The following is a 25,377-nucleotide window of genomic DNA, read 5'->3' as shown; positions in this document are numbered from 1 at the left end:
AAGTTATGAAGAAAACTGCAAAATGGAAAGGTGTTTTGGTAGGGATTGCATTAGTTTTGACTTTAGCGGGTTGTAGTGGGAATGGAAATAATACTGCGAGTGGAGCTGGAAAAAGTAATGGAACTTATCCAGAGAAACCAATTGTTGTTGTAGCACCGTCAGGTCCAGGTGGAGGCTGGGATCGGACAGCAAGGACCTTTTCAAAGGTGATGGCGGAATCTAAATTATTGGATAAGACGATGACAGTTGAAAACAAACCCGGTGGCGGAGGAACAGTATTTATTGCTAGTTATGCCACACAAGATGTTAAAAACGATTATAAACTATTTACTGGCTCCCCTCCTGTATTAATAAATAATTTAAAAAAGGAAGGTAATAGTCCTTTTGGACATAAAGATACAACACCTCTAGCTCAATTGACGAAAGACTATGGATCCATTGTTGTTAGGTCAGATTCTAAGTATAACGACCTCCCAGCTTTATTGGAGGATTTAGAAGAGGATCCAACTTCCGTAACATTCGCTGGAGGATCGGGACCAGGATCCATGTATCATTTAGTCTCTATTTTACCAGCGTATAAGTCTGGAATTGATCATAAATCTATAAAATATGTTTCGTATGATGGCACCGGTGAAGCAATGACGGCTTTACTAGGTGGTAATGCTGGAGCTATTGCAACAGATGCATCATCTGTCACAGAGTATGTAAAGGCAGGAAAAGTAAAAGTACTAGCAGTTGCGGCACCAGAGCGAATAGAAGGAGAGCTTAGTGATGTGCCGACTATGAAAGAGTTAGGTATAGATGCAGAATTTATGATTTGGCGAGGGATATTCGGACCAAAAGAGATGAGTGAGGAAGCGCTTAGCTTTTGGGACGATAAAATTCAGCAAATGGTAGAAACAGAAGAGTGGAAGAAATCAATGGAAAGCGCTGGGTGGGAAAGTGATTATAAAAACTCAAACGATTTCAAATTATTTTTAGATGAGCAAAGTAATCAAATAGCTGAACTGCTTCATGCGCTTGATATGGCTAAATAATCATGCAGAGGGAAAGAGAGTATCTCTTTCCCCTAATTTTTTTCGGAGGTGATGGCAAAGTGAATCTAAGTTTTGATCGTATGATAAGTATTTTATTTTTACTTATAGGGGTTGCATTTATAGCTGGAAGCTTAAAAATTCCAGAAACAGCTTATGGGAGTAATGTAGGGCCAGACGTATTCCCAACAGCCTTAGGGGTAATATTAATTCTCCTTAGCTTTCGCCTCTTTTTTGAAACTTGTAATCATTCTTCTGAGAAAATTCAAAAAGTAAAAATAGAATATAAAAGGTTTTTAATTATTTTTGTCTCTGCTATTTTATATGTCTTGTTGCTTGAAAAGTTGGGATATGTAATTACTACATTTTTATTTTTAGTCATTGGATTTCAGGTAATGGAAAAGGGTGGTTGGCTTAAAACTATCCTAATAGCTGGAGGGTTTTCTCTTGGAATATATTTTGTGTTTGTGAAATTATTAGAAGGTTCTTTACCAGAGTTCCCAACAATTTTTTATTGAGAGGTGATAATAGTGGAAGCACTACATTTTCTTGCTGATGGATTTTGGGTTTCGTTTCAATGGCATAATCTACTATTTGCATTTTTTGGAGTATTGATAGGGACAGCAGTTGGAGTACTGCCTGGAATTGGCCCTATGAGCGGGGTTGCCTTATTAATCCCGGTCACGGCCACTATTACAAGCGGGCTTGACCCACAATCTGCCGCTACTAGTTCTATAATTATGTTAGCAGGAGTTTATTATGGAGCCATGTACGGTGGTTCTACGACATCTATTCTTTTGAATACACCAGGTGAGTCGTCTTCTGTTGTAACGGTATTGGATGGATACCAGATGGCGAAGAACGGCCGGGCCGGAGCTGCTTTATCCATTGCAGCTATCGGATCTTTTATTGCTGGGATTGTTTCATTAATCGGTCTTGTGCTTCTTGCAGAACCATTATCCGACATTGCATTAAAGTTTGGGCCAGCTGAATATTTTTCTTTAATGTTATTAGGCTTGTGTGCGGTTAGTGGACTTGCTGGCAATTCAATGACAAAATCTCTTATGATGACAGTATTGGGATTATTGTTAGCTACGATAGGGATAGATGCAGTGTCTGGAGTTGGCCGTTTTACATTTAATAATCCCAATTTATATTCCGGTCTTGAGTTTTTAACAATAGCGGTAGGATTGTTCGCACTAGGAGAAGTATTTAAAACGATAATAGAAAAAGATAACGAGGGTACTGAAATAATAAAAATAGGTAGAATTCTTCCCACTCGAAAGGATTTAAGAGATAGCTCAGGCGCAATTACTCGTGGATCGTTATTAGGCTTCTTTATAGGAGTTCTACCTGGTGCAGGAGCAACGTTGGCATCTTTTTTCTCTTATATCATGGAGAAAAAAGTAAGCAAAAATCCACAGAAGTTCGGAAAAGGTGCAATTGAGGGAGTGGCAGCACCAGAATCTGCTAATAACGCTGCATCTGGTGGAGCTTTAATACCTTTATTAACTCTTGGAATACCGTGATCCGGTACTACTGCTATTTTGATGGGAGCATTAATCATGTATGATGTTCAGCCAGGTCCACTTCTATTCGACAATCATCCACAAGTAGCATGGGGGTTAATCGCTAGTATGTTTTTAGGAAATATTTTGCTTCTAGTACTTAACATGCCTCTAGTAAAGGTATTTTCAAAAATTATTGAAACACCTAAGAAATATCTTCTGCCAAGTATTATTGCAATTTCAATCTTTGGTGTCTATGCGGTCCAATACACGGTGTTTGATTTAATGTTACTTCTCTTTTTCGGAGTGGTAGGTTACTTTTTTGCAAAGAACGATTATCCACTTGCTCCTCTAGTATTAGGTTTAGTACTCGGACCAATGATTGAAAACAATATGAGACGTGCGTTAACAGGCTCAAATGGTGACTTCATAGTCTTCTTACAGAGTCCTATTTCTCTAGTATTTCTAATTTTTGCTGTTCTTTGGGTAGTAATACCAATGATTCTGAAAATGAGAGGGAGAAACTTAGTTACCAATGAAGAAGGATGAGAAGTAGTCAGTCGAAATTAAATTTCGGCTGTTTTTTTTATTAAGCTTTGTTAAAGTTATTGGTTGATTTTGACTTGTAAACATTACAAAGGGAAAATTCAAATGACTATTATGAACATAAATAGATTAAGAAAATGGGATGGAGTTAGTTTTCCTGCTTTTTTTATGTGAGATAATTTCATAAATAGAGCTTTATGTATGAAATAAATGCGTTCTCCATTTATTGAATGGAGTGATTACGGCGACTCCAACGGGATGAGGGAGACAGATAAGACATCACAACCACGCGCGTAAGCGATGGATGATGGCTTATCGTTCACCCCGCGGAAAGCGTCCGGCTGTCGCGGAAATCAATTCTACTCTTTGATTTAGAGATTTATTTGCATCATAAATCAACCCTAGCATTTAACATAGCCTTTAATTAAGCTTTACATTAGTAGTTAAATTTCTATTCCAAATGTTATTATCTGTTATCTTTATGAAAAAAAGGGTATTAGTTAATATAATAAAACTTTGTAATTAAAAAGAGATAGTATTTTAGTGGTAATTAATGGATGTTAAAGATGGTGAATCATATATCTGTAATAGTTGGTTATACTTCTGTACACAGAGATTTTACAAAGCTGTAAGTTTATAGCTAATCGAGAGGTGATTAAAATGCGAAAATCATGGATGGTTCTAGTGATATGCTGTATTTTACCGATCATTACAGGCTGTACGGAATATGACCAAATGACTGTACAAAGCGAAGTGATACAAGTCCATGCAGATAGCCCAGCGATGTTGATTGCAAATAGCAATAGATTTACTGAGGTTAGAGAGTCTGCTGGGAGTGAATTTACCATTGGGGAAAAGGTTGGAGAAGTACAAGAAAAAGTTGCTTCAGACGTTGTACCAAGCAGCGACTATTCTTCAAATGCCTTAGAGGTTGGTACTGAGATTTATTCTATTCTTGAGGATCCTGATATCTTTCTTGCAAAGGTTTCTGGAAGTAGCTATATGATTTATATTAGTGAATAAAAAGTATCCCCAAACTATCCTTTCTAAAATTTAGTTAAGTTTAGAAAGGATAGTTTGGGGTCATCAACTTATCCAGAGAATAGATTTAAGATATTGTCTCCACTTCATAGTAATTAAAGCTGTAATGTTTTAGCATAATAGTTTTAAATCAAAGATAACTCGTCAACATTGGATATATTATTAACGCTTAAAATAATATTGTCTTCAATTTTGATAGCTTTTGGTACAGATCTAACACCAAGGTCGTTAAAAACTTTTTCAGATTCAACAAAACTAATTTTGTGATCTATTAATATATTTCTTTGGGGTTCAGGAATTTTTCCGTTACTCAAAAATAGGAAGTCATTAAAACTTAGATTTGACCGTGGAAAACTGTTAATAAGTTCCTTACACTTAGAACACTCTATTGAAATAGCAACTACAGTTAAACTATTTTTATGGGAAATTTCGTCAGCCTTCATCTGTTCGATATCAATTGTCTGACCAACTTTAATTTCTTTAGCCAATTTTAAATAAGGGTTTCGTGGAATGATTTGTAGATAAAAACTGAAAAGTGCATATATTTTTTTTGCTATTAAAAAGTTTATCGCTACTAAAATTAAAAGACTAGTCAATGTGAATACTTTTATCATCATTGTTTCTCCTTTTTCGGGAGGTCAATTTGTTGAATTTCTTGAAAGAATTTATTAATTGTTTTAAAGTAGGAAAGCATCAAAAAACTTTGACCTATGAAAATGACAAGTGTAAAAATAATTATTATATCGATAATCATGATAACAACTCCTTAGTTTTCGATTTTAACAGTATTGTCTCTCTTAGTAATAAGTAGAAGATAAATCCAGCGATTATTAGAATATTTAAATTTATATATTCTAGAAATAGTAAACTAATTTTGGGTAGAATAATAGAAGAAAATAGACCGATTATAATAATCAAATTTCGTATGACTAGTCTATATGATATGTAATGATCTCCTAATACTCCTCCACATCCGCAAGATAAATCTTTTCTTCCTCTTGCAAGATTTATTATAATAGCAATAGAATATATAACCGTAAGTATTGATAGAGCCATTACACTATAATTTGTGAATACCCTCAAGATAATCATTAAGCTTGCTAATAATTCAATTAATAAAAATAAATTTACTAGATATTTCGAAAAAATAACTGGGAATATTTTGTAATTTGTTACTAATTCAATATGACTTTTATAGTCTTTCATTTTACTTGTTGCTGAAAATAAAAATATATAAGCAAATATTAATAAGAGTATCGAACTAAACATTTCCATAACTTATCTCCATTTCTCCTGTTTTATACATATCTGATTGGTTATTATAAAGTTCTTTATAGTGCCCTTCTTTTTTTATTAATTCCAGATGACTACCCATTTCAACAATTTGTCCTTCCTTTAGCACTATAATGTAATCCGCTAAGTGACAAGCATACATTCGATGCGAAATGTATATAGATGTCTTACCTTCTGTAATATCTTTAAATTTTAAAAACAATTTTTTTTCTGCTATTGAGTCTAGTGATGAAGTAGGTTCATCAAATATAATCAATTCTGAGTCTTTTAACATTGCCCGAGCAAGCGCCAATTTTTGCCACTGTCCTCCCGATAAATCTTTACTACCTTCAAATAGTCTTCCTAACTTTGTCTCATACCCATTTGTTAAAGAGCGAATATATTCATCGGTTTCTGCTTTTTTAGCGGACTCTACAATTGCATCCTTTTCCTTTGTTGTATCTCCTAACAATATGTTCTGAAAAGCAGTCATCTCATATGTACCAAAATCTTGGTATATTACCGAAACCTTTCCGTAAATTTCTTTTTCAGTTAAGAGGTTAATATCTTTCCCAAAAAGATTTATCTTATTATCGGGTATCTCATATAACCCCATTAAACATTTAATCAATGTTGATTTACCAGAACCATTACTTCCTACGATAATTACAGTATCGCCTTTATTCACCCTTAAATTAATATTTTTTAGTACCTTATTTTGGGAAAGAGGATATTTAAAGTCTAAATTATTAATCTCTAATATAGGATCTGTAGTATTTGTATAGACTAACTCCTTATTAATATTTTTATGTTTATTTGGCATCTCAAGGATTGAAAATACATCTTTTAAATAATATGTATTTTCCTTTAGATTGGAGGTTATATAGGATAAACCATGAATTACTCCTAATACTCTTTGAATTGCTTCTAGAACAGATACAAAATCCCCAATTCTTATCACAGAATTAGACAAGAGATATAGAATAAGAAAAAAAGAAGTTGCAAATGTTAAAGAGCTTAAGATGTCTAAACCTACAAGTTTTTTATTTTGATTTAAATGTTGCTTTAAAACTTCATCGGTATTTTTTCTATAAGATAATTTCCATTTATCAAATAAATAATCAAATGACTGATTCAATCTAATTTCTTTATTATATTTTCTATCTAAAAATAAACTGAATATATAATTTTGTTCCCTGGCAGAGGGTGTTAAATATTTGGCTAACCAATAACGATTCTTACCAAATTTATTTTGCAAAAGAAGAAGAGGAATAGCAAATACAATCAATATTATTAAAAATAGTATATGAAATTTAATCAAGAATATAAGTACAGTTGTAATTACTATTAAAGATCTACCTATTTCTAAAACATTATTAATGGGATTCATAAATTGACTTCCTAAGTCCCCTTGAGTCCGTTGAATAAGATTATAGAACTGATGATCTTCTAATTTTTCGTAACTAACCCCAAGTATTTTTTCTGATATTTTCCCTTTTATACTAAGTTCAAGCTTCATTTGAAGATAAAGAACAGTATATTCGTCTACTTTCAACAAGATGTTACTAAAAATTGTCAACAAAATTTGTAATCCCAATAAATACGAAATTTCTGTAATGGTGCTTTTTGTTTCAAAAAATAACTGAACGGAATTTATTAATTTTTGCAATATAAGTAGTGTTAGTATGGGAAAGAAACCCTGGGATAATTTAGATATTATAATAATAAAAAACAAAAATGGGTGAATTTTATATATAGTTCTAAATGACTTAAAAATGGTAAACATTATATTTTCTCCTAAAATTTACTTTTTTTATTTATTATAACATGTTATTCTTTAAAAGAAAGTTATTTCAGAATTATCTGGGGGTTTTAAATAGTGCAAATAATATATATAATAACTTGTTTCTTATTACTTATAATTGCTTTATCTATTTTAAAAGAGGTAAAATTCGGTGAAGATTTACAGGCAATGTTTTTAAAAATTGCAAATGATTCTATATTACATAATGGTGATGTTGTATCTAATTTTAATTTAAGTAATATAGACAACACTAAGGTGACTTTAGATGATTTAACAGACAAGCCACTTATTCTACTAGTAATAGATACTGGGTGTGATGTTTGTGATCAAGACTTATCTGAATTTGCTGAGGAATCTCTAATATATGGAGAATTCTATAATTTTGTACCAGTAGTATCTAAATCTCCAAGTAGCAATAAAAAAATAGAAATAAAAAATCACTTTTTCAAAGAAATACTTTTTACCAATTCAGATTTCCTTAAAAATTATAAAATTTCTATGTATCCCACATTTATTTTAATTAACTCTGAACACCGCTTTATCTCTTATGTTAAATATGCGAGAGAATTGAAAAAATATTTCGATTTACCGGAAATTATAGAAGAAAAGATAATATAAACACAGATTGGTAATGAAAGGAGGTGAACAATTATATGAAACTTTTAGGTCCTGTGAATTGTGATTGTAGTTCTGGTAGAACATCTTGTGCTGTAACTTCGGAGTGCTTAAGCTATATTGGGCACAAGTATGTCGAAGCGGTAGATTGTCTAACTCGAGAATCTTGTGGTTATTTTTTAAGTGAAAAGTGCGGTTGCAGATTTGCCTAACTAAACTAATTTAATCTGATAAAAAGGTGGAATATAAAATGAGTACATTAAAGATGGCACCTCTTTGTGATTGTGAAGGTAGAAAAACTTGCATGAGAGACAGTTGTGGTAATAGCTTTTTAGGGAGTTATGCAGTAGAAATATATGATTGTAAAGGCGGGACGTCTTGCGGTTACAAATTTACAAATTATTGTGTTTGTAATTTATAAACAATGAGGCAGTCTAATTGACTGCCTATTTCATTGATTTAATTTATGACTTATTAAGGTAATTATTATATTATTGACTTGATTTTGGTGTTATTTGTCGATTATGAGGTTGTTATGTCAATTTTCCCATTGCTTTTTAGCTCAAACAATTTCTATACTCTCGTGATATAACAGTTATCATATAGATAGCTTAGGCATATTCATTTGAAAATTTCTATGTATGCCAGAAACCTCATGCTAGCTAACTAACCAATAAGTGTCCGTTACCGAAGAAATACTTTTTCTAAATATTAAGAGTGCAGCATCCACGGTATTAAATAGTATGAACTTAGTATTTTGGCAGCTCAGATTGTTTAATCTTACTTTAAATTCCTTAATATTATAGTCGTCGATATATTTTTCTGAGTTCTAGCTAGAAACATTGACTTCTTGATGCATGCCAAAGAAATTGTCCCTCACTGAATTATCATAACAGTTTCTTTCCGGGAGATATTTCGTGTCATTTTTCTTTCTTGGTACTGTTTGATTTGGTGATATCCTCGGAATGTATTGAAAGCTTTGATATCCTGTAAGCAATCCAATGCTCTTTCCTGCATCTATGAAGCTAGAGAAAAGGTTGGTCCTTTGATTTCAGAGATTCAATACATTTTAAATAGTCCAGTCTTTTACAATTCTAGTATACTCTTTATGAATCTTACCTCCTCATCAGTGCATTCCTGTTCCCCATAACGAACCTTTTCATATATATGGATAATTTCTACAGGTCCGTTAATTCTTTCAAACCACTCATTAATTGTTTCAGCCTCTTTTCTGTTTCTTTTTTTTACTAATCTAGCTTCCCATTCTTGTAACAATCTACGAATTTCATGTATATAGATGGATGTCTCTACCCTAGTTTTCTTGGTGTTGGATGTAATTTCAATTCTATTTTTACTTTTTAGAAGTTTTGTATGTTCCTGTTCTACTGCAAAGATGTTATTGTTACTAATCCGATTTTTCTTTTTATAACTCGATCTAATAAAAAGTATGGTTAAGAATAATAAAATGACAAAAAGTAAAGAAAATAAAGTACCTTTTAAAGAAAATTTTGAAGTATCTTTAGATGGCAAGACTTTTTCCTTGAAATTCAAAATTGGTCGAACCTCTTCCATATCCTTTTTTTCTTCTACAAATTTTATTTCTCCAGTAGGAGGTTCTGTAAGCCATTCTAGCAATTCACTGCTTGTTTTATTTTCTGGAATCTTCTCTTCTCTAGTAGGTGATTTGTTAAATCCTTCAAATAATTCATTTTTCTCTTCACTAAATGTGTTCTTAATTTGTTTAGCTATTGAAAGAGAGGTCAGTGATAGTAAACTACTAAGGATTAAACCTACTAAAAAAAAGAGGGATATGATAACTAACTTATGTTTCATTTATATCCTCGTTTCATTTTTTTAGTTGCACCCAGTTTTTGAAAAGGCTTGGGCCAGGGGGAGTGCCAATTATAAGTGCCATGGAATTTTTGTCTTTCAACCTAAATACATTATCATAAAAGTTCATTGAGGATAAAAAGGCCCCTCTTGTCTCGATTAAAGCAAGTGTTTCCATCATTTTTTTTAGTTGTGATTTACTTGAGTGATTATCTACTTTTAGAATACCGTTCTGTAATGTAGTGTAATTCACCAATAATTGTACCTTACATCCTTCCTTAAAAAGTGCAATATAAACTGATACTGCATATTCAATAAGTTCCTCCATATCATGACGTAATTGAAAACTCAAATTACCGCAAATATTCAAAAAAATTGTGTATTCGTTCCCGTTCACTTTTTCATATTTTTTTGTCACTATTTTATTTTCCTTCGCAGTTGCTAACCAATGTATGTGGTGAAAACTTTCATTTTCGTAGATTTTAGTTCCCATAATCATTGTCGCATCGGTGTAATAAGAGTGGTTTGTCATTCTATTTCCATGAATAATAGATTGTAACCTAATATCATTTATTTTTAAAATTCTAGGTAATATGATAAATATCGGGAGTGATTTACTAGGATATGCTAATCGAAAGACTTGTAAACGAAAAGGATCTTTAATAAATATTTCAAAATTCGACCACTTATGATGCCCTCGGCTTTTACCCATTACTCGCACCCTAACCAACTTTTTCGATTTTGGTAGCATATCCACTTTAAACTTGGTCGTGCTATCCTCCTTGTTCTTCAAGTTGAGAAAGACAATACTCTTCTCATTCTCACTCTCAATTTGCACTTCCAAGTTGAACACTGGAAGTCGAGAATCGTTTGATATCTCAATATAACAATCTTCAACATCACCTATACTTGAAGAAAGGCTATATTTTTTGAATGTCCAGGACACCTTACTTTGTACAGTTTTAAGATAAGAATAGGATAATAAGGAAAAACTAAAGATGAGAGCAATTAAGCCCACTAAAATATAAATTTCTAGAAAGTTGAAAATAATAAAAAGCACTGCTAAGAAACTTAATGTAATAGGAGAAGAAAAATAGGTCATTTCCTTTGTTAATATCATCTTTACTCTACCTCAACAGGTGTTGAATCTAGTATTTCACTTACTATATGTTGCTTAGTGGTCTTGATTTCGCCCTCCATATTTAGTGTTATTCTATGGGCTAACACAGGTTGAGCTAATGACTTCACATCATCAGGAATGCAAAAGCCCCTTCCATGGATAAATGCACGTGATTGAATTGCTCTCATAAAGGAAAGTGAACCTCTAGGGCTTACGCCAACTTCAACATATTTATGATTTCTGGTACTCTGAATAATTTTCATAAGATAATCTTCAATTTCATCTGAAATTAACACTCGTTTCACCTCTTCCTTAAATCCAATAATCTCGTTAATTGATATAACACTTTCAACTAAATCACTAGGGTTTTCTATTCTAAATCTTTTTAGCATTTTTTTTTCGTTTTCATAGGAAGGATACCCTTGTCTTATTGTTAATAAAAATCGATCGAGTTGTGCCTCAGGTAACGGAAATGTGCCAATGGAATCAAAAGGATTTTGGGTAGCAATAACAATGAAAGGATCAGGTAAAGGGTAAGATAGACCTCCTAATGTGACCGTCTTTTCTTCCATTATCTCCAGTAGGGCAGATTGTGACCTAGGTACAGCCCTATTTATTTCATCAATTAATAGAACATGACTAAAAACCGGACCTTTTCTTACCTTAAATTCACTAGTTTTAACATCAAAGTACTCTTGTCCAATTATGTCAGAAGGTAACGTATCTGGTGTGAATTGTAATCGTTTAAATGTACCATCAAGACTTTTTGAAAAGCATTTAGCCATCGTAGTTTTACCTGTTCCAGGAACATCGTTTAATAGAATATGACCATCACTTAATAAGGCAATAATCATTAGCTCAATTTCATTTTCTTTATCAACAATTACTTTAGATATATTTTGTTTTACTTTATTTAACATATTATCCCCCTAATTCTGATTTGGATGATTATTAACCTTAATTACTCCTATAAAATTAACAGTAACTTTTTGTCATCTCATGTATAAATTATTTCGACACCTTTTCCAATAAACCTGTTTATTTAATTAACTTTTTAAAGTTGATATACCAATTATTTCTAGGTTATAATTGGATGTTTCAAAACCTACTTTTTTAATTTCACACTAGTGGTTATTAATAAGTGAAGAAACTGGAGTTATAAATAACTCAATAAACTATTAAGTTATGTTTTATTTTAAATGGATTATCATATAAATGTATTTAAATACTTTTTAAGGTAAAAATGTATATTTTTAATAAAGTATACACTGTTTTCGAAAAAATGTTACACTAAAAATAATTGAATTTTACAAATTATAAAAATGGAGGGATTTTTTTGAATAAAGATATTGCATGTAAATCTCTAACCAAGGTGTTTAAAGGAGATGGCATAGAAACAGAAACATATGCAATAAAAGAAGTTAATTTGTCATTTCAGGAACAAGACTTTATTTCCATTATCGGTCCATCCGGCTCAGGGAAGTCGACGCTATTAAGTATAATTGGAACTCTGGATATCCCTTCTAGTGGAGAAATTCTCTATGGAGATCAGCAGATTCACAAAATGAACAATAAAGAAATGGCAGATTTTCGCTTTGAGAATATTGGATTCATTTTCCAACAATTTCATTTGATTCCAACTATGACAGCATTAGAAAATGTCATGTCCCCTCTTTTTGGAAGAAAGGTATCATACAATAAAAAAGAACGAGCTATACAAGTTTTAGAACAAGTTGGACTTAAAGAAAAAATGAATTTCCTCCCCTCACAACTCTCGGGTGGACAGCAACAGAGAGTAGCTATTGCAAGGGCCTTAGTCCATCAACCAAAATGGTTATTAGCAGATGAACCAACAGGAAATTTAGATACTGAGACTGGGGAAATGGTATATGAACTGTTAGCCTCTTTAAATAAAAGTAAGCAATGTGGCGTGATTTTGGTTACACATGACCCTAATCTAGCAGATCGAGCAAATACAAAACTAGAAATGCGGGACGGAGAAATTGTTTCCGTTAGTCAGAGGCAGCTAGTATGATGGCATTTATGATGAAGCAACTGATACGAAATAAAGACCGACTCATTCTCTCTGTGATTGGGGTGGTGTTAATTAGCAGTGTGCTCATTTATCTGTTCAGTTTAACGGAAACAACAAAAGGAACGGTTAATAATCAGCTACAACAGAAGTGGGAAAGTGCCTATGATCTTGTTGTCATACCACCAGGGACAATTTTCAGTGAAGAAAACCTGATGGAACCGAATTATTTGAACGGGATTAATGGAGGCATCAGCTACGATCAATACGAAGCAATCAGATCAATGAACGATATAGCTGTTGCAGCACCGGTTTCAGTTTTGGGCTACACCACGTTAGGAATAACTATGAAGGAAAAATTTAAAACAACGGACAATAGTATCTATAAGTATAAGATCGTAGAAACATTTAATGATGGTTTATCTCAAAAAACTATCCAGGATACAGAGATATACGGGGTTACTAACTGGAGAGATTCCAATGAAGGCTTAGGTTTTTTCGCTGGTCATCAAGGCCAAATAAGTTTGGCTCAATACCAACTATTGGTTGGTATTGACCCGGTGGAAGAAGCAAAGCTTGTAGGATTAGATAAGTCTGTTCAAATATCTGATACTAGTAGATACCTAGACCCAACTGATGAGGCTATTTACGATGAGGCAGTAGACCGATTATATGAAATTCCTGTTTTAATAAATAATAAAAGCTTTTCCAATAGCCTTTTTCAGGTATCACAAGAAAAATTAGCTATCCCTTTTAATACTGAAGCTGAAAGGCAACAAGCTACCGAGTTAATAAAAAAAGGTAATGGACGGGACTATTTAAATGGGGTACAGACAGAGAAAGTAGACAGTTTTGAGTTAACTGGTAAGGAATTGGAGTCCATGATTTTTAAAGCTTTGGCTAACCCAAATGATAATCCTTCTTTATCGGTTCATGGAACTCAATTAATTTTTAAATCTAGTATTATTGATTATCAAAAAATAGAAAGTCCTTTTCCAGAGAGATGGGCATATAGTTACCAAGTGTCAAGCAAGCCTATTGAGATGATTGATATTTTTAAAAATGACTTACCAGATTCAGGTTTAAGAAAAGCAGAATTGTTAGATCATGAATTGACTGAAGATGGGGTACCACTCTTGCCAGTATTGAGATTGAATATTGTCGGTAGCTTCTCTTCTGATAAATTAAATATTAGTAAAGACCCTATTACTGAACTACCACTTGAGACATATCGTCCGACAGAGGCAGAGATAGTCCTTGGACCAGACCATGAGCCGTTAAATCCCCCAAGGATGTTAAAGGGATCCGGTTTGCCAACAGGACTACTTACAAATCCCCCTAACATATTAACCACCGTGAAGGCAGCGGAAGTAATCACGGGAGGAAATAGCATATCTTCCATACGCATTAAAATAAAAGGCATCGATGATATTGGAAATGCAGCGCAAGAAAAAATGGAACAAGTCAAAAATAAGATTGAGCATTCAACTGGACTTCAAGTAATTATTACCAGAGGCTCATCCCCTCAACCAACTATCACCCAAGTGGTTGAACACGATAAAGCGCTTGGATGGATTGAACAACCTTGGATCCATATAGGCGCAGCAATCACCCTTCTAAGAGAAACTTCCTTAGGATATACGAGTATTCTCGTTACCATCCTTCTGATCGGTTCAATGTATGTGTTTGCAACAACATTTGTCTCTTATTTGACTCGCAAGAAAGAATATAGCATATTTCTAGCAATTGGATGGAGAACGGGTATTCTTCGAAAAATGTTGCTTGGAGAAGCATTCTTTTATGTAATCATAATCACACTAATAGCCTTTATTTTAGAAGTCAGTTTTATGCTAAATGGAGGCACGTTCAACTTTAGCAAGATTGCTCTAGTATTCAGTACATCGCTTGTTATTTATGGTTTAGGTATAATTTTACCACTTATACAAGTCGGGCGATTAAAACCTTATCAAGGAATTACATCAGGAGAAATAACCCAAAAGTCTAAAAGGATTTTTAGTAATCAATCGATGGTCGGGTTTGTTTTGAACCAGGTCTCGCAAAGACCCGGAAGAAACCTTTTATCTGTTTTGGCCATTGCATTACCTTCTACATTACTCTCCTTTTATTTATACGTATCTTTTCGTCTAGAGGGAGTTTTATATACATCCTGGTTAGGCGAGTTTGTTGCAGTCGAGGTAAACAAATCGCACTATTTAATCATGGGTGCGGCTCTCATTATTGGTGCCCTCACTACTGCCGAGATGATGTGGCAAAATATCGTGGAACGAGAAGGTGAACTAGCCCTCTTTAAATCGATTGGTTGGAAAGATATGACAGTTACACGATCTATTTTTTTTGAAGGAGCCTTAGTAGGTTTATTAGCAGGAGTAGTAGGTCTGATTCTATCTATTTCCTACATTGGTATTATGTATAAAGTTTTTCCTTGGGATTCGTTATTGATTCTTTCATTAACAATTTGTGTCCCAGTAATAGTAGGCATTCTCGGTGCATGTTTTCCCGCTATTAAAGCATTGCGAACTAATCCTTATAACGTATTAAAAGAAAATGTGTGAAAAATGTTAAACGAATTCCTCGAAAGGGAGGAGGATGGAAATTGAAAAAAATAATGATACTAATAGGTTTCCTCGTTACCATTCTTTTTGGGTGTTCTACGGAACCTACTAATATAAAAGAAGAGATTTCTTTAACAAAAGAAGAACAAGCAGCTATTGATAAACAAGAAGAAATAGTTGAAGAAAGTAACCTCGTCAAATCATACTTCTCTCAAATGATTGAAGCTGTAGAAAATAATGATGAGGAAGGGTTTTTAAAGTTTCAAAACAAGTCAAATTCCTTGTTCTATAAAGAACAAGAGAGATGGATTGAAGAAGCCATCTTCAAAAAGAACCAGGGATATAATTTTACCGTGCATCTTCGTAAGGTAAATCTCGCTTCTCTGGAAAAAGGAACAATTGAGTTGTCAGTTAATATGAAATACCAAAACTCCGATTCCATTAACAAAGTTACCTATTCAATCCTAAAGTTAAATGATAATTGGAAAATAGACGATGTACCCTTTGAGAAAATTATTAAAGGCAACATAGCAGTGCTATATGTATCGGACGAAGAACAAGCCCAGATAGTTTTAAATGAGGCCAGTGATATTATAGAACTCTACAGTAAAGAATTTAAATGGGAACCAAAGGAAATAACGATTAAACTCTATGATTCAATGGAGCAAGTATCTGCCACTGTGCCTTGGACTGGATTAGCTGGTTGGAATGAGACAGGTGAATCTCTTAAGCTTATGGTTCCATCAATGGTCCATAACAATAGCTTTAAAATTCTTGCTCACGAGTTAAGCCATAAGATGCTCTCTGATTTCTCTAACGATAATCTTTCTCTATACCTTCAAGAGGGAGTCGCCTCTCTTCTTCAAAGTGTAGTCGAAAAGGATGAGACAGATAAACCCATCATTAATTTAAATAATCTAGCGACTGCGGAACAGCAGTTATTAGAAAACGAAGAGTTTGCCTTCTTGCCTATCACTGATATGAACAAACTAAACTACACCCAATCGTTTGAAATTAGTTCAGTCGGATTTTTACTTGCAGATTATTTAATAACACAGCAAGGTTTCGAGAAATTTTTTACAATGGTTAAAGATATGGCCAGTGATCCTTATATAGATACTAGAAGCGAACACAAACTTCAAATACTTTCAGAGAGAACAACTATAATACTTGAAAAATTCTATGGAAATACTAATCAGTTATCCGTAGACTATGAAAATCACTTTAATAGACAGTAGTATTTAAAAAATCCAAAAATCCAAAAATCCAAAAAGCCAGAGAGTCCATTTTCCAATTAATATTTAACCACCACTATAGGGATTCTAAAATTCTGTGAATACAGAAAAGTGTATAAAGTATATTTTTTATCAACATTCCTATCCAAGTTCATAACAAAAAATGTAAATCCTCTACAATTAACCATATATATATAATTTAAAATTGTGGAGATAATACCAAATATGCTACTAAGTTTATAAATCTTATAATTTATTCCTAGTTATAGTTTTTAAAGATGATATAAAAAATAACCCATCCTTGAGTTGAGAGCTCTGATGGGTTAATCCTTTTACCAGCCAATCCCTTTGGGAACCAACTATTATATTTGGCTGATTGATGCACTAACATCAATCAGTCTTTTTTAATGTACTCAGTAGTTACTTTAAGTATACGTTTGGACAGAATTCTTTTCAAGTAGTTAGGTTCCATTAAAGTTAACGTCCTCTTTTCTTAAAAAATCACGATAAATTATGATTTTTATATACTTAAACAAACAATTGAATCCTCAGTTTTTCTTCTTCAAATCTATAAATAATTATCAACAATAATCATTTAGTTATTATTTCATGGTTTTTTTCTATTATTTATTCATGTATCATATAAATAATTGAAATTTATATATATTTATATTATTCAATTTATTATACGAATTTATCATTCTCTTTATTAGTATGATTATTGTAGATTAATAGGATGGAGGAGAAAAAATAATGAATGCGGTTACTATAGTAATTGGATCTATCTGTATTTTATTAATTGCTTATCGTTTGTATGGCACATTTATGGCTGCAAAAGTATTAAAATTAGATGATTCCAAACCAACCCCGGCACATGAACTGGAGGATGGGAAAGATTATGTACCCACGAACAAATGGGTCACGTTTGGTCACCATTTTGCTGCGATTGCTGCGGCGGGACCATTAGTTGGACCGATATTAGCGGCACAGTTTGGTTATTTACCTGGCTTGCTTTGGCTTCTAATAGGTGCGGTAATAGGGGGAGCAGTTCATGACATGGTTGTGCTATTTGCATCCATGCGTCAGGATGGGAAATCATTATCTGAAATCGCGAAAAAAGAGCTCGGTCCTGTGGCAGGCTTTTGTGCAGGATTAGCAATGCTATTTATTATTACAATAACGATGGCGGGTCTTTCTTTAGTCGTGTTGAGCGCCTTAGAGAGAAATCCGTGGGGAACCTTTGCCGTAGGAATTACAATTCCCATTGCAATGGCAGTTGGGTTGTACCATAAGAAAACAGGAAACTTGAAAGTAGCTACGATCGTAGGCTTTGGACTTATTATGGTGGCTATTATTTGGGGACCTAATATTCAAGGAACTGCATTTGGTGATTTCTTAACATTAGAAAAGAGTACAATCGCTTTAGCCTTACCAATCTATGCATTTTTTGCAGCAGCACTACCAGTTTGGTTATTGCTAGCACCTCGCGATTATTTAAGTACTTTTATGAAAATTGGTGTTTTTGCAGCATTAATCATTGGTGTGTTCTATGTAAACCCAGCAGTTCAATTTCCTGCATTAACAGAGTTTATCAATGGTGGTGGTCCAATTATTGCTGGTCCGGTTTGGCCATTCGTTTCCATTACCATTGCTTGTGGAGCGATATCAGGGTTCCACGCATTCGTTGGTTCAGGGACAACTCCAAAAATGATTAATCGCTGGAGCGACATTAAAGGGGTAGCCTTTGGCGCAATGCTTGTAGAGTGTTTAGTTGCAATTATGGCTTTGATTGCTGCTGTATCATTAATGCCAGGAGATTATTTTGCTATAAACTCCACACCAGAGAAATACGCTACATTAGGAATGGAAACAGTTTATCTAGATAAGCTTAGTGAGGAAATTGGAATGGACTTGGAAGGAAGAACAGGCGGGGCTGTTACGCTTGCTGTAGGTATGACATATATCTTTACGGAAATTCCTATCTTTGAAAAAATGGCCTCTTATTTTTATCAATTTGTTATCCTCTTCGAGGCAGTCTTTATCCTAACGGCGATCGACTCGGGAACACGAGTTGCTCGTTATCTGATCCAAGACTTTGGGGGTACATTCTTTAAACCTTTAAAAAGGACGGATTCGTTATGGGCAAATATTTTTGCCAGCGCCTTAGCGTGCTTTTTATGGGGCTATTTACTTTATTCCGGGGATATTAGTTCGGTTTGGGCACTATTCGGAGTTTCTAACCAGCTGATGGCTTCTATTGGTTTAATAATTGGAGCCACTATTGTACTAAAGATTGCAGATAAACGATGGTATATACTTACATGCCTGATACCTCTTTCTTATCTGTATGTCACTGTAAATGTAGCGGGATATTGGATGGTAAAAAATGTGTACTGGAATTCAGACAATCCTGGATTTAGCTTTTTAAATGGGACACTGTCTGTAATTATGCTAATCCTTGGTTTTATTATACTCGTAACCTCTATCAGGAAATGGATTGAACTTTGGAAAATACCACAGAAAAAGTTAGTCGAACTTGCCGAGAAGGGTGCAGTCTAATTAATATAGAGAGGCCTTAAATGAATAAGTTACATTTTAAATTAATAACCCATCCGAGTGTTTATCGGATGGGTTAGTTCGCGTTGTCATTTAATGTTGCTGCATGTGATAGTTACACTGTAAATCTAGAAATTTTTATCTGTAAATCTTCTGCAAGATTTGCTAAGGAAACAGCTGCTGCAGTTACTTCCTCCATAGAAGCTAATTGCTCCTCGGACGCAGAGGCTACAGATGCAGAATTGTCTGATGTCACTTTTGTTGCTTCGGACATTTCTTGTGCTCTTATAGTAACTTGAGTAACCTGAGTTTGAATTTTGTTGGAGATCAGTGAGATATTACTTACTTGGTCTTTAACTTGCTCAACAGCTGTTAGGATATCATGAAATGTCACCTTCGTTGAATGAGCAATCCTTATACCAGATTTAACTCTTTCCTTTGCATCATTAATGGATTGAATGGTTTTTTTTGTGTCACCTTCAATCTCAACAGCAATACCTGTAATATCTGATACAGATTTTCTTGTTTGTTCGGAAAGCTTTCTCACTTCACCAGCCACTACGGCAAATCCTTTTCCTGCTTCACCAGCTCTGGCTGCTTCTATCGCTGCGTTTAATGCAAGTAGGTTCGTTTGCTCTGCGATATCTGTTATTAATTTTAATACATGTACAATTTCGGCTGTTCGATTATTAAGGATGACAAGTGCGCTATCCGTATCTTCTACAGCCTCGCTTATACGATTCATTTGTGTAACGGTTTCTGACACAAAATTTGAACCCTCTATAGTCATTTGATTCGTAGAAATTGTTAGTTGTAAAGCTGAATTAGCCTGTGCTGCAATATGTGTTATTTCAACTGAGCTTTCTTCAGCTGAAACAGCAGATTCGTCTGAAATGCGTTTCTGATGTTCGGTATCATCTGACACTTGTTGAATAGTAGTAGAGATTAATTCGGTGCCCTTCATCGTTTCATCAGCACTAGCCATCAATTCTTCGGCTGAAGCTGCAACTTGGTTGGAGCTATCTGAGACATGAGAAATGATTTCTTTTAAATTTAAAGTCATTTTCTCAAAAGCTACTTGTAATGTAGCTACTTCGTCACGAGAATGGATTTTCTTCATATCAACTACTAGATTCCCGTTTGCGATTTCTTCTGCATTTTTAGTAATTTGTTTAATTGGAGAAACAATGCGATTTGTGAAAAATACAACAATTGCGATACTACCTATTAATAAAACCAATGCTAAAGCAATAGAAATACTTACGATACTATCTATTTTTGCATGCAAACTCATTTGCATGTCCGTATATTCTTTGTTTATATTTCTTTTTAGTTCTATGACGTCATTTATTAACCCTTTTGTTCGTAGAGATTGACGTTTGACCTCGGCTTGATTGTTATTTGTTATAGCAGCTTCTGTCTCTTTTAAGACTTCATTATATTTCTTAGATATTTGTTGAGAAATATCTATTTGTTTTTCACTAGTTAAACTAGGAGTTAATATATCGTAAGTGGATTGGATAGAGTCTAAGTCTACCTGTATATCATTTTTATTGCTCTCTGATGTGTTGAGAGAATATGCACTTAATGATTTTTGTAAGCTTTTGGTTGAGCTATTAAGTTCCTCTACATTAAGAAGTGTTTGAACAATTGTCTCCGTAGAAGCATTTAAAGATTTTAACTGAATAATATTAAAACCGATAATGCAAGTGGAGAGCATTAAGGGAATAATGGAAATGAGTAATATTTTTTGTTTAAGTTTCAATCTATCGTCACCTTAATTTCTATTTTAATATTGTGATATTCCCATTTGAAATTTCTTCTCGTAATTTCTTTAATCTTTCCTCTTCAGAAGGTGACAGGTCGATAATGCGAATAGGTGCAATATCTAAACCGTTCTCTTTTAAACCTAATTCACTATTCTTGTTAGCAATTTTTCCGGATTCAACAATTTCTTTTACAGTATTAAATATTACTTGATCCACCTGTTTAATCATGGAGCTGACAACTGCTTTTTCAGCTAAGTAAAACTGGTCACTATCTACTCCGAAAGAATATGTACCTAAACGTTGGGATTCATTTATAACGCCTACACCAGTAAATCCTGCAGCGGGATAGATAAAGTCTGCTTTATCTGCGATAAATTGCTCAGCGATTTTTTCTCCTAATTTATCGTCATCATAAGTATTGGCATACTGGCTTAGTATTTCTGCATTAGGGTTTTCAGATTTAACTCCCTCGATAAAGCCTTTTTCAAATTTTTGTATGAGAGGATTGTTTTCTCCACCGACGAACCCAACTACGTTAGTCTTGGTTTTCATACCAGCTAGTGCCCCTATTAAAAAAGAAGCTTCTTCTTCTTTGAAAGTAATATTATAAATATTAGGAAGATCTGACTGAGAATCAATTAATAAAAAAGTCTTGTCTGGATACTTTTTTGCTATTGTTTCCATAGGTTCTAGCATAGAGAATCCTAAACCAATGATTAAATCATTCTCTTGTTTTACTAATTCCTCTAAACCATTTTCATAGGTTTCACTATCTTGGATTTCTCGATAATCAAAAGAAATATTTAATTCATCTCGTGCCTTTTCAAGACCCGCAAATCCTAAATCTGAAAAAGATTGGTCGCCTAAACCAGCTTCTGAAAGCATGATACCTATTTTCATTTGGTTGCTTTGATTGTCTATTTGGGAACTCGAACAAGCAGTAATCGTGAGACTAAAAATTATTATAGTTATAATAAGGAAAATTTTATTCATTAAATCAATTCCAATCTTTATTTATTGTCACTAAGAAGATATCGTCCGGATTTTACATTTATTTATATATATTAAAATAGTAACTTTAGTTGAAAAATTCTATCACTTCTATATTTAAGACAGATAAAAACCCATCGGAGACAAGTTCTCGATGGGCTGCTACTTATTTCTTATATAGATGAACAAAATTAAACCCCAAACCTCTGTCTATATCCACATTTTCTGCACATTTCTTCAACGGCTTCTCTTCTTGTGAATCCATCATAAAGTGCATTTGCTCGTTCACTTTCAATGATTTCGGAGAAGGGGGTTTTATTGACATTGCCTAAGTTAATGACACCTTCACCGTCTAAACAGCATGGGACAACTGTTCCGTCTACTAAGATGGCCGCTTGGCTACGAAGGGCGTGGCAGAATCCTTTGCCGTCGTCCTCAGGGGCTTGAAGGCTTGGCCACTGAAATTCATGGTCTTGGTTTAGAAAAACGTTTGGTGCAATTTTAATCCCTTTGCCTGGCTGTACCTTTTCTTCGATCTTGAAATCTAGGTTATATTCGTTTTCTAGAATTTCTAAGGTTTCTCGATTTCTTCGTTGTACCAGATCAGACACCTGATCTTGTTGGAGATTCCATAAACGATAGGAAATGATAGTATTATTCTCTCTCGAATCACGAACAAATTCAAGAATATCTCCTAGGTACTTTTCTCGATTCTCAGATCCCTCATGGCCATCAAAGCTGTGAAGAGAGAAGTTTATTTGGCGTAGTGCAGGTTTTCCTAATAATTTCTCTCGGTTCTTTTTAATAAGGGTCCCGTTTGTAGTAATATTCACTTTAAACCCTTTGGCATGAGCTGCGTCTAGAAGCTGGTCAATCCTAGCATGGAGCAATGGCTCTCCTTTAACATGCAGGTAAATATATCTCGTATGGTCCTTTATCTGATCAAGGATGTTATTAAAGGCATCCAATTTAATGATGTTGGCCTTGCGAGCAGTTGGTGGACAAAAGCTACATGCAAGATTACAAACACTTGTAATTTCAATATACATCTTCTTAAAAGTTTTCAAGTTTTCTTCACCGTTCCAGTTCTATTTGATAAACAACTATACTCATTTTAACAGAAAAAGAATTTAGGAGAGGGCTTTCTAAAAGTATATTTTTGTGTAGGAGGAAAATACTCAGACTTTGCCGAACAAAGCATTAAGAAATACTCTATGAAATACAAGGAGGCGAGTACAGTGGCGAACAAAATTCGTTGGGGAATTTTAAGTACAGCAAGAATTGCGCAAGAGCAGCTTATTCCGGCTATCAAAAGGGCGAGCAATGCAGAATTGGTTGCTATTGCGGGTAGAGGAAGTAATGTTCACGATGTAGCGAGAGCTTTAGATATTCCTATTGCTTATGAAAGCTATGAGGAGCTTCTCGCTAATCCAATGATTGATGCGGTCTATATTCCGCTACCTAATCATTTGCATAAGGAGTGGGTATTTAAATCAGCTAAGGCAGGAAAGCATATACTTTGTGAAAAGCCAATATCTCTTACAGCAAAAGAGGCGTCAGAGATGGTAGAAGTCTGTATGGAACAAAATGTGAAGTTCATGGAGGCTTTCATGTATCAGCTCCATCCACAGCATAATCGTGTGAAAGAACTGATTTCGTCCGGTGCGATAGGAGAAATTAAACTAATCACATCAAGTCACTCATTTTATATGGACAATCGTAAAAGCCAATTTAGAATGAATAAAGAAATGGGGGGAGGCAGTCTATTTGATGTAGGCTGTTATTGTATTCATGCAATTCGATACATGGCGGGTGCTGAACCAGTGAAGGTCCATTGCTTGGCAAAACTAGATAGTGAAACCGAAGTAGACATAAGTGCTTTTGGAACTTTACAATTAGATAATGGTATTCATGCTACCTTCAATTGTAGCTTTGACATGGCAGGAAGAAATGAATATGAAATAGTGGGATCTTTAGGGACGATTAAAGTACCATTCGCATTTCGGCCAGACCAGAATGGTGGTTTAGGAAGAATTTTAATCCAACAACATGACATGACACTAGAAGAAAGTATACATGGTGATCTCTACCGTATAGAAGTGGAACATTTCTCGGATGCCATCTTAAACAACACAAACCCCGAAGTGACTGGGGGATTTAGTGTGGAGAACATGCGAGTGATAGAAGCTTGTCTGGAATCTATTAAAACGGGTGAAGTGATAGAAATAATAAGATAAATTATATTTTATTTATGGAGTGCTATATGAGGGGTATTAAAGGACTGCTAGTACAATTCATCACCTAAAAAAGCACCGCAATTGCGGTGCTAAAATTTTTATATTTTAGTGACTACTAAATACACTTGGAAATAGACAATTTATTCGTTATCAAAGCCTTCTTTCATTTAGAAGGCTTTTTCAATGTTATTCTGTTAGCAGAGAATGAGTACAAATCAATGACAATCTATTCCTTTGAAGTGATAATTGAGTGACAATAAAGTTAATCTGCTTGGCACAGGTGTAAATATATTTGAGAATATTCTTTTGTCGGTAAATAGTTTACAAGTAAGACTACATTTATCTCCAGTGGTTGATTATTTCACACATAATAAAACATCTTCAATTGGTACTTGTACAATTGAAGATGTAAAAACATTAAAGATCAATAATTTCATCATATCCGATTAATTTATCCATATGGCTTGCGATCATAGCTATAATTGTACTTGCCTCATCTTTTTTAAAAGTAAAGGTACTTTCATCGACGAACTCCTCATCATCTACCCAGCTACGATTTCTTCTACGGAGAACACCATCGCCATTGGCACTGTCTATACCGAACTGATATGTTACCTCAATATTATCATCTATTAAAAATGCAGTAACCTCAGGTGTTTCCCAATCCACATCAATTTCCTCTAACATGATTTCATCGTCATCATCATTGTCATCGTTGGTATCATCATAATCTTCCAAATAAATTAATTCACTTTCACTGTCATCTTCAAGAAATTCGTGAAAGCTTTCATGAACAGCTTCTATAATATCAGTAATGTCATCCAACATTATTCGGGTAGGTTGAAGAAGTTCAACATCGAAACTTTCAACATAGAACTCTTCATTATAAGGATCAAATAGAATAGTGCAAAAATAGTCTCGCTCATCCTCTAACGTACTAACAAAAAATTCAATTCGCGGATGTTTAGAGGCGCGATTAATGTTCATGTGGCCGACTTGATCGTACTGCTCGCAAATCGAATTCAAATGATCCTGTAGCTCCTCTGTTACTCTGTCAAACCATTCTGTAGTCATAGTCATTACCGCCTCTCATCATTTTCTCCTATTATCTTGTCCTAACAAGGAGTTATTATTCCAACGAATGAAAGAAATTGAAAAAGAAACGACAAAAAAAGAAGACCCATTGATCTTTGCATCAATAGGTCTTCTTTTTAT

The 25,377-nt window shown here is 34.1% G+C and carries 20 protein-coding genes and 1 pseudogene; 10 read left to right on the top strand and 11 right to left on the bottom strand.

What is annotated here, in order from left to right:
- The first annotated feature begins 5 nt into the window (after positions 1–5).
- The 4 genes and pseudogenes from D0S48_RS10880 (at position 6) to D0S48_RS10865 (ending at position 4,111) form a co-directional block, all read left to right on the top strand.
- On the top strand, positions 6–1,037 hold the full coding sequence (locus tag D0S48_RS10880; RefSeq protein WP_151111650.1) for a tripartite tricarboxylate transporter substrate binding protein: 1,032 nt from the start codon (positions 6–8) through the stop codon (positions 1,035–1,037).
- 59 nt (positions 1,038–1,096) lie between these two features.
- A complete protein-coding gene (locus tag D0S48_RS10875; protein ID WP_151111648.1) occupies positions 1,097–1,552 on the top strand; it encodes a tripartite tricarboxylate transporter TctB family protein in 456 nt (151 codons plus the stop codon).
- A gap of 12 nt (positions 1,553–1,564) precedes the next feature.
- Positions 1,565–3,091, top strand: a pseudogene (locus D0S48_RS10870) (tripartite tricarboxylate transporter permease).
- A gap of 657 nt (positions 3,092–3,748) precedes the next feature.
- Positions 3,749–4,111: a hypothetical protein gene (locus D0S48_RS10865; RefSeq protein WP_151111646.1), complete on the top strand. Its 363-nt coding sequence runs from the start codon at positions 3,749–3,751 to the stop codon at positions 4,109–4,111.
- Positions 4,112–4,254: 143 nt separating this feature from the next.
- Here the strand turns inward: D0S48_RS10865 and D0S48_RS10860 are convergent, their stop codons facing one another.
- The 4 genes from D0S48_RS10860 to D0S48_RS10850 are packed head-to-tail and all read right to left on the bottom strand — an operon-like array spanning position 4,255 to position 7,187.
- Complete coding sequence (locus tag D0S48_RS10860) at positions 4,255–4,743, bottom strand: hypothetical protein (protein WP_151111644.1); 489 nt, start codon at positions 4,741–4,743, stop codon at positions 4,255–4,257.
- On the bottom strand, positions 4,743–4,883 hold the full coding sequence (locus D0S48_RS20635) for a hypothetical protein (RefSeq protein ID WP_191963794.1): 141 nt from the start codon (positions 4,881–4,883) through the stop codon (positions 4,743–4,745). The genes D0S48_RS10860 and D0S48_RS20635 overlap by 1 nt, the downstream gene beginning before the upstream one ends.
- On the bottom strand, positions 4,880–5,398 hold the full coding sequence (locus D0S48_RS21340) for a MauE/DoxX family redox-associated membrane protein (protein WP_225321743.1): 519 nt from the start codon (positions 5,396–5,398) through the stop codon (positions 4,880–4,882). Before D0S48_RS21340 ends, D0S48_RS20635 begins: the two co-directional genes overlap by 4 nt.
- A complete protein-coding gene (locus D0S48_RS10850) occupies positions 5,391–7,187 on the bottom strand; it encodes an ABC transporter ATP-binding protein (protein WP_151111641.1) in 1,797 nt (598 codons plus the stop codon). Before D0S48_RS10850 ends, D0S48_RS21340 begins: the two co-directional genes overlap by 8 nt.
- Before the next feature lie 93 nt (positions 7,188–7,280).
- Here D0S48_RS10850 and D0S48_RS10845 point away from each other — a divergent pair, with 93 nt between their 5' ends.
- Positions 7,281–7,823, top strand: a complete 543-nt coding sequence (locus D0S48_RS10845) for a peroxiredoxin family protein (protein ID WP_151111639.1) — start codon at positions 7,281–7,283, stop codon at positions 7,821–7,823.
- Positions 7,824–8,906: 1,083 nt separating this feature from the next.
- On the opposite strand, the gene D0S48_RS10840 is transcribed toward D0S48_RS10845, so the two are convergent.
- Genes D0S48_RS10840 through D0S48_RS10830 form a run of 3 tightly spaced genes read right to left on the bottom strand, consistent with a single transcriptional unit; the run spans position 8,907 to position 11,690 of the window.
- Positions 8,907–9,653, bottom strand: coding sequence for a DUF4129 domain-containing protein (locus D0S48_RS10840; protein ID WP_151111637.1), 747 nt, complete (start codon positions 9,651–9,653; stop codon positions 8,907–8,909).
- 13 nt (positions 9,654–9,666) lie between these two features.
- Positions 9,667–10,770 (bottom strand): DUF58 domain-containing protein, encoded by a 1,104-nt coding sequence (locus D0S48_RS10835; RefSeq protein WP_151111635.1) that lies wholly within the window; start codon positions 10,768–10,770, stop codon positions 9,667–9,669.
- Positions 10,771–10,772: 2 nt separating this feature from the next.
- Positions 10,773–11,690, bottom strand: a complete 918-nt coding sequence (locus D0S48_RS10830) for an AAA family ATPase (RefSeq protein WP_151111633.1) — start codon at positions 11,688–11,690, stop codon at positions 10,773–10,775.
- Positions 11,691–12,106: 416 nt separating this feature from the next.
- On the opposite strand from D0S48_RS10830, the gene D0S48_RS10825 reads away from it, so the two are divergent.
- The 4 genes from D0S48_RS10825 (at position 12,107) to D0S48_RS10810 (ending at position 19,169) form a co-directional block, all read left to right on the top strand.
- Positions 12,107–12,805, top strand: coding sequence for an ABC transporter ATP-binding protein (locus D0S48_RS10825; RefSeq protein WP_151111631.1), 699 nt, complete (start codon positions 12,107–12,109; stop codon positions 12,803–12,805).
- Entirely contained in the window at positions 12,802–15,375 is a 2,574-nt protein-coding gene (locus D0S48_RS10820) for an ABC transporter permease (protein WP_151111629.1), read from the top strand. The genes D0S48_RS10825 and D0S48_RS10820 overlap by 4 nt, the downstream gene beginning before the upstream one ends.
- 41 nt (positions 15,376–15,416) lie before the next feature.
- A complete protein-coding gene (locus D0S48_RS10815; RefSeq protein ID WP_151111627.1) occupies positions 15,417–16,613 on the top strand; it encodes a hypothetical protein in 1,197 nt (398 codons plus the stop codon).
- Between the two features lie 750 nt (positions 16,614–17,363).
- Positions 17,364–19,169 carry a carbon starvation CstA family protein gene (locus D0S48_RS10810; protein ID WP_151111625.1) on the top strand — a complete coding sequence of 602 codons (1,806 nt, stop codon included), beginning with the start codon at positions 17,364–17,366 and terminating at the stop codon, positions 19,167–19,169.
- A gap of 112 nt (positions 19,170–19,281) precedes the next feature.
- On the opposite strand, the gene D0S48_RS10805 is transcribed toward D0S48_RS10810, so the two are convergent.
- The 3 genes from D0S48_RS10805 to D0S48_RS10795 form a co-directional block, all read right to left on the bottom strand.
- Positions 19,282–20,931, bottom strand: coding sequence for a methyl-accepting chemotaxis protein (locus tag D0S48_RS10805; protein ID WP_151111623.1), 1,650 nt, complete (start codon positions 20,929–20,931; stop codon positions 19,282–19,284).
- A 19-nt stretch (positions 20,932–20,950) separates the two neighbouring features.
- Positions 20,951–21,928: a BMP family lipoprotein gene (locus tag D0S48_RS10800; RefSeq protein WP_151111621.1), complete on the bottom strand. Its 978-nt coding sequence runs from the start codon at positions 21,926–21,928 to the stop codon at positions 20,951–20,953.
- A 188-nt stretch (positions 21,929–22,116) separates the two neighbouring features.
- Positions 22,117–22,992, bottom strand: a complete 876-nt coding sequence (locus D0S48_RS10795) for a radical SAM/SPASM domain-containing protein (RefSeq protein ID WP_151111619.1) — start codon at positions 22,990–22,992, stop codon at positions 22,117–22,119.
- Between the two features lie 171 nt (positions 22,993–23,163).
- Here D0S48_RS10795 and D0S48_RS10790 point away from each other — a divergent pair, with 171 nt between their 5' ends.
- Entirely contained in the window at positions 23,164–24,162 is a 999-nt protein-coding gene (locus D0S48_RS10790) for a Gfo/Idh/MocA family protein (RefSeq protein WP_151111617.1), read from the top strand.
- A 417-nt stretch (positions 24,163–24,579) separates the two neighbouring features.
- Here the strand turns inward: D0S48_RS10790 and D0S48_RS10785 are convergent, their stop codons facing one another.
- Entirely contained in the window at positions 24,580–25,236 is a 657-nt protein-coding gene (locus tag D0S48_RS10785; RefSeq protein WP_151111615.1) for a hypothetical protein, read from the bottom strand.
- Positions 25,237–25,377: the final 141 nt, after the last annotated feature.

Source organism: Psychrobacillus sp. AK 1817 (assembly GCF_008807035.1).
GTDB lineage: Bacteria > Bacillota > Bacilli > Bacillales_A > Planococcaceae > Psychrobacillus > Psychrobacillus faecigallinarum.
Note: the sequence above shows the minus strand (reverse complement) of the source record. Positions and strands in the feature narration are given on the sequence as shown.